10 protein-coding genes are annotated in these 13,005 nt (G+C 46.9%); 5 read left to right on the forward strand and 5 right to left on the reverse strand.

The window, feature by feature from the left end:
* Positions 1-317: 317 nt before the first annotated feature.
* Positions 318-596, reverse strand: a complete 279-nt coding sequence (locus ICC18_RS24920) for a hypothetical protein (protein WP_188177171.1) — start codon at positions 594-596, stop codon at positions 318-320.
* Positions 597-743: 147 nt separating this feature from the next.
* Positions 744-2,177 (reverse strand): S-layer homology domain-containing protein, encoded by a 1,434-nt coding sequence (locus ICC18_RS24925; protein WP_188177172.1) that lies wholly within the window; start codon positions 2,175-2,177, stop codon positions 744-746.
* 235 nt (positions 2,178-2,412) lie between these two features.
* On the opposite strand from ICC18_RS24925, the gene ICC18_RS24930 reads away from it, so the two are divergent.
* On the forward strand, positions 2,413-4,062 hold the full coding sequence (locus ICC18_RS24930) for an FAD-dependent oxidoreductase (RefSeq protein ID WP_188177173.1): 1,650 nt from the start codon (positions 2,413-2,415) through the stop codon (positions 4,060-4,062).
* Positions 4,063-4,111: 49 nt separating this feature from the next.
* On the opposite strand, the gene ICC18_RS24935 is transcribed toward ICC18_RS24930, so the two are convergent.
* Positions 4,112-4,690, reverse strand: a complete 579-nt coding sequence (locus ICC18_RS24935) for a TetR/AcrR family transcriptional regulator (protein WP_188177174.1) — start codon at positions 4,688-4,690, stop codon at positions 4,112-4,114.
* A gap of 265 nt (positions 4,691-4,955) precedes the next feature.
* Here ICC18_RS24935 and ICC18_RS24940 point away from each other — a divergent pair, with 265 nt between their 5' ends.
* The 4 genes from ICC18_RS24940 to ICC18_RS24955 all read left to right on the forward strand — a co-directional run bounded on the left by ICC18_RS24940 (position 4,956) and on the right by ICC18_RS24955 (position 10,785).
* Entirely contained in the window at positions 4,956-7,880 is a 2,925-nt protein-coding gene (locus ICC18_RS24940; protein ID WP_188177175.1) for an MMPL family transporter, read from the forward strand.
* A gap of 136 nt (positions 7,881-8,016) precedes the next feature.
* Positions 8,017-8,793: a DeoR/GlpR family DNA-binding transcription regulator gene (locus ICC18_RS24945; protein WP_188177176.1), complete on the forward strand. Its 777-nt coding sequence runs from the start codon at positions 8,017-8,019 to the stop codon at positions 8,791-8,793.
* Entirely contained in the window at positions 8,786-9,610 is an 825-nt protein-coding gene (locus ICC18_RS24950) for an HAD family hydrolase (RefSeq protein ID WP_188177177.1), read from the forward strand. Before ICC18_RS24945 ends, ICC18_RS24950 begins: the two co-directional genes overlap by 8 nt.
* Positions 9,607-10,785: an MFS transporter gene (locus ICC18_RS24955; protein ID WP_188177178.1), complete on the forward strand. Its 1,179-nt coding sequence runs from the start codon at positions 9,607-9,609 to the stop codon at positions 10,783-10,785. The genes ICC18_RS24950 and ICC18_RS24955 overlap by 4 nt, the downstream gene beginning before the upstream one ends.
* 75 nt (positions 10,786-10,860) lie before the next feature.
* Here the strand turns inward: ICC18_RS24955 and ICC18_RS24960 are convergent, their stop codons facing one another.
* Positions 10,861-11,403 carry a hypothetical protein gene (locus ICC18_RS24960; protein WP_188177179.1) on the reverse strand — a complete coding sequence of 181 codons (543 nt, stop codon included), beginning with the start codon at positions 11,401-11,403 and terminating at the stop codon, positions 10,861-10,863.
* A 41-nt stretch (positions 11,404-11,444) separates the two neighbouring features.
* On the reverse strand, positions 11,445-12,905 hold the full coding sequence (locus tag ICC18_RS24965) for a DEAD/DEAH box helicase (RefSeq protein WP_312029603.1): 1,461 nt from the start codon (positions 12,903-12,905) through the stop codon (positions 11,445-11,447).
* Between the last annotated feature and the right edge of the window lie 100 nt (positions 12,906-13,005).

Raw genomic sequence — 13,005 nt, forward strand, 5'->3', positions numbered from 1 at the left:
GCCAGGATCAAACTCTCCAAAAAGGTAAAACCTATTTGTTAAGCTGAATAGCTCAATTTCAAAGCTGACGAGATTTTGCAATCTCTTAATTGTGGTCACTTGCGTGACCGTGCTTCTTCACTCGTTGTTCAGTTTTCAAAGAACAATTCCTTTCGTTATCACCGAAGCAATTCGGCGACAGCGAAATCTAATATATCACATTCACCCAGTCGATGGCAAGCTTTTTTTTATTATTCATAAAGTTTTCAGCTCGTTTTCGGCCGGAAAACTAATATAGCATGCTGAATTGAATAATGCAACCTTCTTTTTAATGGAAATTAGTGGGATACCCGATCGAGCATATGCTCCACAAGTTCCTGCTCGAATCGTTCTTTTACCGAATCATTACTTCCGCCAACCGATAATCGGATTTCATTAAACTCACGCACTAAGTTTTGAATCTCATCCAGGTTCCCTTCTTGCGCCAGCTGTCCTGTTTCCTCAATAACATGGTAAGCAAGCGCTTGATACGCATCGGCAAAGCTTTGGTCAACGTCTGTTGCAGCGCGATAATCGGCATAATACCTTTTAAACGTTTGAATAAGTGTTTCGTCCATTAAATCAACACCTCTCCTTACAATTGATAAATGTCAGTTTACCTCAATGGAAATAATAATATGCAGCGCAAATAACAACAGCCCCTGCTGATGGCAGCAGGAGCTAGTCGCACGATTCTAACCTTTTTCATCTCTAAAAAGATCTAATTATTTAACATCAATGGAAGTAACAACTTGATTTTGGCCTTTCAGTTGAACCAGATGTCCCTGAGTAAATGCGTTCAGATTACCTGTAAGCGCAACGTCGGCAGAAACGTTGTAAATGGACGTTTGATTGTTGCCATTGATATTTTGGGTAACCGAAATCGTTGCGATTTTTCCTTGTGCGTTCAGTGTAGTGCTGTTTAAAACACCGATAACATCAAACGCTTGGTTCACTTGCGCTAGTTTAGTTACTTCAATGTAGTATACTTGGTTTGCGGAAGTACGGAAGCTGACTTCGTCGCCGACTTGCAGAGCCGAAGCCGCTACTTGTGCGCCGTTACGGTATACAAATACATTCGGACTAAGAGTCAGCTGATACGTTGTACCGTTCTTCGTAACCGACAAAGTATTATTGTAAACAGCGGTTGCTACTGTTCCGCTTGTTACTTCTGTTTGCGCGGCCGTTTTCGTCACTTCAATGAATACAACGGTATTGTTGTAAGAACGAACTTTAACTTCATCGCCAATTTGAATCGCGGATGCACTTACTTTAACGCCATCGCGCAGAATAAATACGTCTGGGTGAAGAGTATATTGAGTAGTCGTGCCTGATTTGGTCAGCGAAAGAACGTTGTTAGCAACAGCGGCATTTACGGTCCCATTGCTTGTGTTTTGATCTTGATCAGGTAATTGATTACCCGTGCGATCCAGCAATGCAGCAAGTTGTGCGCGAGTTACAGGCTGATTAGGTCTGAATGTATTGTCTTCGAAACCGTCAACCAAACCTTTTTCAATCGCTACTGCGATATAACCTACAGAGCCGGCTGGAATGTTTTTTGCATCTTTAAAAGTAAGCGTTGTGTTCATTTTTGCTTTTGCTTCGGCTTCCAGCTTCAGAGCTTTAACCAAAAGCGTAGTAGCCCACAGGCGGTCAGCTTCTTTTTGAGGCTGAACGGAATCATCGCTTTCCGTGAACAAATCGTTTTCAAGCGCTACAGCCACATAGCCTACAGCCCATGAAGGGATTTTGTCAGCATCTTTAAAGTTCAATTTGGTTTGCATTTCAGCGGCGGATTCCGCTTGCTCGCGCAGTCCCATCAGACGAACAGCCGCTGTGATAGCCTCGATGCGGGAAACGCTTTTCTCCGGCTTGAACGTTCCATCTTCATATCCTTCAAATACGCGTTTGGAAGCCAAGCTCGCTATGTATCTCATTGCCCATTCAGCACTTTTCATATCATTGAAATTCAGGTTGATTTGGATATTGTTTTTTACTTGATAATCGTTTTTAACTTCGATTTTTCCTTTGCGGTCATCGTCTCTATCATTCCAGTCTTTATGTTCGTTTCCTTTTGCAAAAGCTGCAGTTCCGCCTCCCATCACCATTGTAAGTGCGAGACCGGTTGCTACAACTTTTTTCATCAAATCTTTCTTCATCAAGTTCCCTCTCCTTGTACATTATAATGATAATCAATTTGGAGCCTTCGCGAAGGGTTCCTGGTTATGCTACATCAATTCGCCATTTGGATTTTTTTTTGGGGGGTGCAGGATAAAAACTTTGAAAAATAACTTTGCAGTCTATTAAAACAGCTATGAAACTGATAGACTTTGAAGCAGAAAGACTTTGAACTTCGTTCAAAAATCCCTATATCTATGTTAAAGGAGCTCACGCATGCGTTTACTAAGCACACGAGCCCAGCTCGTCATTGCTCTTGCCGCTTTGCTCATTCTGGTATCGGCATTTGCTTTAGGCAAGCTTTGGATGCAGCAAAAAATGGATCCATCCAATTCTGCAACATCATCAACGCATCAAGAGCCCCATTCAATAGCGACTCCTTCTCAGCAGCCGGAGGCATCGCCAATTGAAAGCGCGAACAACATCCCTACTGAACATACCGATATCGTTGTAATTGGGAGTGAGCTTGAGGGGCTATACTTAGCCAGAGCAGCAGCAGATGAAGGATTGAAAGTAAAAATATTAGATCCCCGAACGGCTTTCGGTGGTCAAATTTTGCAGAGCCAAATGTTGTTCCTGGATGAAACAAGGGATGACCATGGTAAATTGCTTGTCCAAGGCCGGGCCAAAGAGCTGTTTGACGGCTTCAGAAACGCAAAAATTCGCAAATTGACCGAGTTTCAGACTTATATGAATAAATTGATTAAGGATATTCCTTTAGAATCCGGCATTGATATCAACGAAGTCGAACAAACGAACACACCTGATAACCTGCATAAAATCACTTCCATCATATACACCGACCAACAGCGTGAAAAAAAGAAAATAACAGCTTCTTATTATGTAGACAACAGCGATTATGCTGCTTTGATCAGCCGATTGAACGCAAAACGGCTTCCAGGGCTGGAAGCTTTTTATGGACAGAAAAACATTGAATACATGAGCGCCGGCATGATGATGAAGTTCAAGCATGTCGATTGGAAGAAATTCAACATGGTATTCAACCAATTGAAACAAGAGGAAAAAACAAAGCAATTTGGCGGCGGCTATGTCAATGACAGCTTTGCAATTGGACTTAGCGGTATGACCAAAAGCTATCATCCTTCAAATGACCGCGTCTTCCTTAGAGGTCTGAATGCGGTGCATCAACGGGATGGGGAAGTATTGATCAACGCTCTGCTCGTTTACACCGTTGACCCTTCTAACCCTGCTTCCATACAAGAAGCCGTCACGCTTGGCAATAAAGAAACACCGTTAATCCTGAATCATTTCCGCAAAGCATTGCCTGGATGGGAACATGCCGAATTGGGAGAGCTGCCCTCGTATCCTTACATCCGCGAGTACAACCACTACGAGATGGACTATGTGCTCAAACCCTCGGATCTGCTTTCAGGCGGTATGTTTTGGGATAATGTGAGTATTGGCGGATATCCGCTTGATTTACAAGGTACAAGCGCGAATAAATGGGGAATAGAAATGGGGCGGCCGGATAAATACGGCATGCCGCTGCGCAGCTTTTTACTTAAAAATTATGATAACGTGATAGCGGCAGGGAAAAACGTAGGATCCTCTGCAATCGCCTACGGCAGCACTCGAATTCAACCTAATACAAGTCTGGCTGCAGAATCCATCGGTATTATCTTGGGGCAATTGCGCGGCAAGCAAAGGCTTAGAGACGTACAACCGGAGGAAATGGCCAAGCTTCAGCAATATATCGCCGATCGTTACCACATCAAATTAACCGGCATTACCGGTATGAATAAAATTAGCGGCTGGAACGAAGAGGAAATCAGAAAGCTCGATTCCGGTGAAATTACGTACCCGAATTATGTGCATAAGCGCAAAAAAACTGCGCATCCAAAATGAAAAGACCGTGCAATCGCTTATTGCAAGCGAGCTGCGCGGTCTTTTTTCCTCATGGAGCTAGTCCTTTGAAAAACAATTCAAAGCTAAGCGTTACCTGGTTGGAAAGCTTATCTTCACCTAACCCCATTCCCCAATAGATAAGAGCACCTTGATAATTCTGAACTGCAAGATCAGCAATCATCTCTGCCGGCATCACGCTGCTAATCTCACCCCGTGCTTGCGCGGCTGCAATGACGGGTATGAGCACTTGTTTGAATTCTTCGAATTTGACTGTTGCTGATTCTAATAGCTTTTTGTTACTCAACGTGCATTGAAATGACGCTAGAATCAGAGACCTATTGAAAGGAAGATGCCGCAGCATCTCCATAAGCAATTCTCTCATCAATGGAATAATCGGACCTTGTTTATATTGAAGTTTGGAAATCTCTTCAGTCGCAATAAACAATTGAAGGTCGCACAATACTTCCTCTTTATTTTCAAAATAGTTGAAAAAAGTGCCTTTCGCAACGCCCGCTCGCTCCGTAATTTGATGAACAGTCGTCGCTTCATAGCCATTCTCTGCAAACAATTCAAGTGCACAGTCAATAATTTTCTGCCTCGTTGCACGCTTCTTCTCTTCGCGGTTCATGCCCTCAACTCCGTTTACAGGTCTTCATTAAATTATAAACAAAACACAGATGATGTTCAATCAAAATTATGACTTTAAGTACAATAATATATTTTTCATTTATTTTTTATACATACTAATCGCTTTCATTATCTATAAATAACTTTGTTTGATTGCCGTTCAATAAAATATGACCATGAGTATAATTTAAACTTGACTTACGGTCATTTATTAGATATAACTACATGTAGATAGAGAAATATGGATGAGGAGGCAAGATTGGAACATGGAATTATGGGTTAGAAATTTAGCGAAAATAAAATGGCTGGTCGTGATCGTATGGTTGATTATCACCGTAGGCTCCGTATTCGTGCTGCCTGACTTGCAGCAAATCGTACGCAATACAGAGTCCAAGTTCGTGCCGTCAGATGCGCAATCCGCTCAAGCGTCAGCCATTTTGGAACAAATGGATCCTGAGCATAAATCCAAATCTAATGCTGTCGTTGTTTTGCAGCGGGAGACAGGGTTGACCGAGGAGGATCATGCATGGTTTAAGAAAGAACTTCGGCAAATCAATGCGAACAAAGAGAAGCTCGGCCTTGTGAGCACGATGTCGGCCTATGACGATCCGACGCTTGCCGAAAAATTCATTAGCCAAGATAAAACGACAGAAATGGCCATTATTGAATTTCCAAAAGAAGTGCAGTCTGCAGTAACAGCCGACAGCATTGCGCTCCTTAAGGAAGAGCTGGGCGATAATCCAAGCGGCACCACGATTGACTATACAGGCAGCGCACCGATTTTTGCCGATTACAATAAATCGTCAGAAGAAGGATTGAAGAAGACGGAAGTGCTCACTATCGTTCTTGTCCTTAGCATTCTTCTTATCGTCTTCCGCTCGCCGATTGCGCCATTCATACCGCTTGTAACTATCGGTATTGCCTTTGTACTTACCCGCGGGCTCGTCGCCTTGTCGACAAAAGCGGGTCTGCCGGTTTCGTCCTTTACAGAAACTTTCCTTATTGCGGTATTGTTCGGCGCCGGAACGGACTACTGCATTCTGCTCATTCACCGTTATCGGGAAGAGCTGTCAAAAACGACGGATCGCGTGCTGGCGCTGACTCGTACCATCATGACCGTAGGTAAGACGGTCATATATTCCGGCAGCACTGTACTGATCGCCTTCTTTCTCATCGGCTTCGCTAAATTCGGATTGTATCAATCCGCTGTCGGCGTTGCGATCGGCATGGCCGTTACCTTACTAGCGGCTGTAACGTTAACGCCGGCGCTTATGTTAATCCTGGGACCTGCCATGTACTGGCCGGTAAAGCTGAAAGCAGGACATTCACATGGAGACTCGAAACTGTGGGGTGCCATGGCCCGGTTGACCAGCAAGAGGCCGCTTGCGGTACTCCTTGTGTGCGTACTGCTACTTTCACCGTTCATCTTTCTGTTCCAAGGCAATCGTTCGTTTGACGATTTGGCCGAAATTGATCCGGATATCAGCGCGGTCAAAGGGTTCCGCAAGGTAGAGGCCGCCTTCAGCAGCGGCGAAGTGCTTCCTGTGAGCGTCGCGATTACTTCAGCGACGGATATGCGCTCCCCCGAAGGGCTGGCAGCGCTGGAGAAAGCAAGCGCTGCGGCAAGTCTCGCGCCGCATGTCAAAGAAGTGCGCAGCGCGGCAAGGCCGCTTGGCAAGCAGATTCAAGAGCTGACCGTGCCGAATCAATTGGAGCAGACGAATAAAGGCTTGGAGGAACTCCGATCCGGCGTGAACCAGGTCCGGGACGGATTCCGGCAAGCTCAGGCCGATATGAACGCAAAGTCGGCCGATATAACAAAGCTTCAAGAAGGCGCCGAACAAGTTTCGCAGAAATTGCTTGAAGTACAGGGCGGATTGAAGCAAGTGTCCGGAGGGCTGGCGAGCTCGCAAACCGGCACGACACAGATAAGCGATGCGGTAAAGCAATTGACGCAAACCGCATCATCATTGGACAATGATTTGACCAAACTCGTTCAAGAAAATCCGGAATTGGCCCAAAGCGTGACTTACCAGACGATCGTCGCTAAACAAAAAGGGATTGCCGGCGGGTTGAACCAAACGGCTGAAGGTCTGCTTCCGCTTAGCAAAGGGCTGGCGCAACTTACACCCGCCGCAAATAGTCTTACGGAAGGTGTCGGTTTGCTGGCCGACGGTCAATCTCAAGTATCAGGCGGTATCAAGCAACTACAGCAAGGGCTCGATCAATTCGGCTCCGGGCTCGGCCAAGGCACGGCCGCACTCTCGAAAGTCTCTGATGGATTGACGCAAGTTGTCGACGCGCAAAAAGGAATTGCCGAAAACAGCTCCAAGCAAATCGCCGGCTGGTATGTGCCGAAGCAATTGCTGGAGCAGGAAGATTTTAAAAAATCAATGGATTTCTATATCTCCAAAGATGGCAGGATAGCCAAACTCGAAGTTGTACTGAGCATCAATCCATATTCCAAAGAAGCGATGAACGGTACGGAAGATCTGAAGGAAACGATTCAAGATAGTTTGGCAGGAACCGCATTGACGAATGTCGATGTAAAGCTTGCAGGCACGACGCCACAAGCGCATGAACTCGACCGTATATCCCAAGATGATTTTATTCGTACGGGTTCCTTAGTGCTTATCGGTATTTATATTGTGCTTGCCTTACTCCTGCGTTCCTTGGTGATGCCGCTTTATCTCCTGCTCTCCCTTGGTTTCAACTATTTGATTACGATGGGAATCGTCGAATTTATTTTCGTTAAGCTTCTAGGTTATGATGGTTTATCGTGGACGGTCTCATTCTTTGTCTTCCTGGTCATAGTAGCGCTCGGCGTTGACTACAACATATTCCTCATGGCGCGATTCAAAGAAGAATATCGCCATGGTCATGTCACGCAGGCGATGAGCAAGGCGATGACAACGACAGGCGGCGTCATTATGTCGGCAGCCGTTATTATGGGCGGTACGTTCGGTGCCCTCATGTTCTCGGGCATGAACACTTTGCTTCAGCTCGGAGCCGGCATCGTTATTGGTTTGGCCGTCTATACTACGGTCATCATGGGATTGGTCGTTCCTTCTCTTACCGTTCTATTCGGGGAAAGCAACTGGTGGCCATTCAATCGTGCGCGGACTGTTTCAGCTCAAAGCAAACAAACAGAAGATCAGCAACCGTCCATGCAATCAATCGATGCAACTTAGCAAAGGAAAACGTGCTCCGGAGATATATTTCTCCGAAGCACGTTTTTTATTGTTGAAACTTCCCATGTTTAAGCATATACTAAGTTTATAACTTAACAATACTTATAATTACTTAAGTAAAAGAGGTGAAAATGAATTGTTTCAAGAGGAACGACTGATCTCAATCGTCAATTACTTAAAAACAAATAAGCGAATTACCGTCGATCTCATCTGTGAGCTCTATGACGTTTCTCGCGATACGGCAAGGCGCGACATGGTCAAACTGGAGGAGCAAGGCCGTATTATCCGGACACGTGGCGGAGCTATCCTGCCTACATTGTCCAAAGAAGTATGGAACTATGATGAGCGGCTGCAATCAGAGCCTTCCTCTAAGATTAACATAGGTAAAACAGCCGCAGCGCTTATTCAAGATGGCGATTACTTAATGATGGATTCTTCGACTACAGTGCTTCACGCCGCTACAGCCATGAATGCCAAGCATAACGTAGTCGTTACCAGCTCCATTGAAATCGCAGCTATTTTGGCACGTAAAAAAGATACGACCATTCATATGCTTGGCGGCGTGCTGGATAACAAACATCATAGCGTGTATGGAGCTAAAGCGATCGAGATGCTAAACGACTACCATGTCGATAAGCTGTTTATCGGGACTTGCGGGATTACGGAGGATGGCCTGTCCGCTCCGAACGAAGAGGATTGCTATTTAGTCCGGGCGATGATGAAGCATGCGGATCAGGTTATCGTCCTGGCCGACCATTCCAAATTCGGCAGAAGACTTTTTCATCGCGTCGTTGGCTTCGAAAGCATTGATATTCTCGTGACGGATCAGGCACTGAGTCCGGAGATCAAAGAAAAATTGCTCGCCAGCGAAGTCGAAATTGTATTAGCAGGAGGAGAAAACGAGCATGATTAAACTCATTGTAAGCGACCTGGACGGTACGCTTCTGGATCATAGCAAGAAGGTAAGTCCAAGAGAAGTGACTGCACTGGCAAAAGCTAAAGATGCCGGCATTCAACTATGCTTGGCATCCGGCAGAATGCATATCGAATTGCAGCGGGTCATGACGGAGATTGGCCATCAAGCCTATTCGCTATCCCAAAATGGAGCCTTCATCCATCTGGATGACGGTACATTTCTGCAATCGAAGCTTTTTGATCCGGCGCTGGCTCATCAGGTTTATCAGCTGCTGCACGGCTTTAGACTCGTCAAACTGATTTGCTCTATCGATGGCAATTATATCGCCAATGTTTCCCCTGCCTCGGATAAGATCGAATCGCGAATGTTTGAACCCTTTATTGTAAAAGAAGATGCGGAGCAAGCACTCCTTAACGAACTCCCGGCAAGCAAATTTTCTCTTTTCGGGAAATTGGAAACTCTCCTGCAAGTAAAAGATTTAATGGAAGAAAAGTTAGGTAATCAGTTAGAGCTTTTCATCTCGGATACAGATTGCCTCGATATTATGCCGCGAAATGTTTCAAAGGGCAGCTCACTGCTTGTTTTACTTGAAAAACTCGGCTTGCAGCCGGATGAAGCGGCTTGTATCGGCGACTCATTTAATGATGTGTCGATGTTCGGCGTTACGCCTCACAGCTTTGCCATGAAGGGCGCTCACCCAGATGTGAGGCAAAAAGCTACCTATCTAGTTGAATCTGTTGCAGAGGCTATCGGGCATGTTTTCGCCCATAACGAAAAACATTCTTTGCAAGAAAAAGGAAGTAAGGGACTATGAGAAGACTGCTAATTATGGGCTGCTTGTCGTATTTATTAACGGGCAGCACGCACGTTATTTTCGGCGCCATTTTACCTGAGTTGTTAACGCACTACGGACAGAGCTATGACGATGGAGGCCTCCTCGTTTTTATGCTGTTTGGCGGTTTCCTGCTGGGTGTTCTCAGCACGCCTTTTCTTATTCGCCGCCTCAGCCGCAGAAGTACGATCACAACGGCTTTTGCCCTGCTAGGTATCGCGATGTTTGCCATCGTATTGCTGCCGCCATGGCCTCTTGCCGTAAGCCTGACCTTCATAGCAGGGGTCTCCTTCGGCCTCGTCGAGAGCAGCATCAGCACGTTCGTATTAATTGCCGCTAAAGATAAGCAGGCGGTTGCGTTCAGCAAGCTTGAAGTTTTCTTCGGTATAGGCGCGCTTGTCATGCCGCTCGTATCCAGTATGCTCATTGCCGGAGGCGCATGGAGATATTCTTTCGTTGTGCTTGGTGCCAGCGCACTCGCGACAGGACTCGTCTGGTCAAAGCTATCGTTAGGCGAGCACGATGAATTATTGGCGCATAGGGCTGATCGCACGCAAAAAGCCGAGAAGCCTCCGGCGCTTACCCGACGTTCAATGGTATTGCTGTTCCTGTTTATGATTGTTTTCTTTGTCTACGTCGGGATGGAAAATACAATCGTGAATTTTCTGCCCTCGCTCTTTATCGATCAGTTAAACGCTTCGAGCTCGATATCATCGCTGTCTGTGACAGCCTACTGGTTAACCATGGTGATCGGGCGCATTTTTGCAGGGGTCCTTGCCGAAAAAATGACGTATTTCCGTTATTTGGCCGCTTCCTTCGCAGCTTGTCTCGTAATTGCCTTCCTATGGATGTTTAGCGCGGCAATCTGGAGCACGTTTATCATCGTTCTGCTGCTCGGACTCTTCATGTCCGGCATGTTTGCCGTCGCGCTGATTTATGCCAATCAGCTAATCCCGGGACGCACCGAGGAATCGACTAGCACACTGATCGCGTCAGGCGGTCTTGGCGGAGCCGTCCTTCCTTTGGCCGTCGGCTGGGGCATGGATCATATCCATGTCGGCGTCTCCATTTGGTTTATTTTAGGCGGTATGAGTTTGACGCTGGCCATTATTTTTTACTCATATCGATGGAAGATACAAGCTTTGAGATCTGGCTGATGGCTTAATTTCCTAATATAATGAAAAGCCAACTCCATTGAACCGGTATTTGACCGATATCCTTGGAGTTGGCTTTTACTTCAATAGTTTCAGATCAATTTGAATTGCATCTTCTTCAAAAATTACATCTTTGACCCCAACCAGTTTGGGCAAATGTTGTTCGAGCGGTATCTCTATCGGAGCCAGTTGAAGCCACTTGCCAGGAATATTAACTCCCTTGATTTGTGTACTTATGTGTTGAATTTCGATCTTTGGGTTATTCCATGCCAAGACGAAATTCAATTTGGCGCCCACAGGCACTTTATCGTGCCATCGGATGTTCACATCAGCTGCAAGTGCAGTTCCTTGAAGCGTAAGCTTCGCACCTTCGATTCGAACATCGTTAGGCAGCGTTTTGCGGGCAGCCAGCTGCTTTTTGACGATATCGTTGACGTCTTGTTCCGTTAGTTCCACTTTCAGCTTGCGGTTTTTGATGATGTCTACGATTTTGCTCCCTATAGGAACTTCACTATATTCAAGGTCCAAAGCTTCAGCCGGTTTTACATACGAGATGATCCCCGCAATAACAGCAGCAAGAATCACTATTGTAACGACTACGAATACAATGAATTTCTTCAAATCGTATTGCGCCCCCCATCTCCCATGATGTGTCGGAACGTTTACTCTTCCTTGCCCTGCTGCTTCGCCTTGAGCCAGCGCGGCGCGCCCTTGCTCTTGCGGTCCCGCTCGCGCTCCGCCTTGCGAGCAGCCGGGCTTGCGCCCTTTCCGCCGGCGGCCGCGTTAATGCGCGCTGCAGGCTTCGCCGCTGCAGCAGCGCTGCGCGCGCCGCGGGCGCCTGGGGCTGCGGCGCTGATGCGCACCGTGCCTGCCGCAGGTACAGCGGCATCCCGTGCGCTCGCGGCAGGGCCGCCGCGCGCAGGTGCTACGCCGCCTGACGGGCGCGCGCCCTGACGGCGGCTGCGCATGGCAGCCGCGCTGCGGTTATGGTCCGGATCGACGATCCGGCCCTCGTACATCGCCTTCGGCGCGATCGTAATGCCTAGCTGCTTCTCGAATTTCTCGAGAATGAACAGCTCCTTCGGTGTTACGATGGAGACGGCCGTTCCCTTACGGCCCATCCGGCCTGTCCGCCCTACGCGGTGAAGATAATACTCCGCGTTAATGGCAGGATCCAGATGAAAGACATGGGTCACGCCTTCGATGTCCAACCCCCTGGCTGCAATGTCGGTTGCAAGCAGCAGTTGAAACTTGCGATCGCGGAAATGGGCCATCACTTTAGCCCGCTCCGTCTTACCCGCTTCTCCGTATAAGGCTTCCACGGAAAGCCCTACATACTGCAGTTTACCAACCACCTCAGCAATATCCGCTGTCGCGTTAATGAAGACGATAGCGGAAGCGGGATTTATCAGACGCACCAATCTTCTTAATGTATCGATCTTGTCTCTCTCATCACATACGAAATAACAATGCTCCAGCGTTTCGGCCGTACGCTGACTTGGGTTGATTTTCAAAATAACGGGTTCCTTCATCCACTTCAGAGCCGTTTGTTCAATACTAGCCGGAATGGTCGCAGATACAAATACCGTTTGACTGGAACGTAGCGTTCCCTTGAGGACAGCTTCAACCTCATTCATAGAACCGAGCTCGAAGACTTGATCGACTTCATCGACAACGGTCATCTTCAAATGATGGAGAGTCAGCTTACGCATTTTCATTAGCTCCAGTATACGTCCTGGCGTTCCAACGGCGATATGGGGGTGAAGCTTCAGCTTTTCCACCTGTCTTGCAACGGCCGCACCGCCAATTAATGATTGTGCGCGGAGCGCGCTTCCTTGAGTCAGCAATTCGATTTGCTGCATAATTTGCATGCCAAGTTCCCTTGTGGGTACAAGCACTAGTACTTGCAGCTGTTTTTGTTGTAGATCAATCTTCTGCAGTGCCGGCAATAAGTAAGCTAAGGTCTTCCCTGTTCCCGTTTGAGATTGGATAATTGCATCTTTCCCTTGCAAAAGGGCAGGGATCGCTTCCTCTTGTATCGGTGTAGGTTCCGCAATACCCATTGCGTGCAATTTATGTACATAAGACTGCTCGACCAGCAGCTGTTCAAAGCTTGTGTTCACTTCCGAAAACCCCATTTCTTCAAACCTGTTTCCCCCAATTATAAGTCACCGCGCATAGCGATACAAATCAAGAGCGGAAAAGCTCTGCCACCAGGACAGA

Source organism: Paenibacillus sedimenti (genome assembly GCF_014534655.1).
GTDB classification, from domain to species: Bacteria; Bacillota; Bacilli; order Paenibacillales; family NBRC-103111; genus Paenibacillus_E; species Paenibacillus_E sedimenti.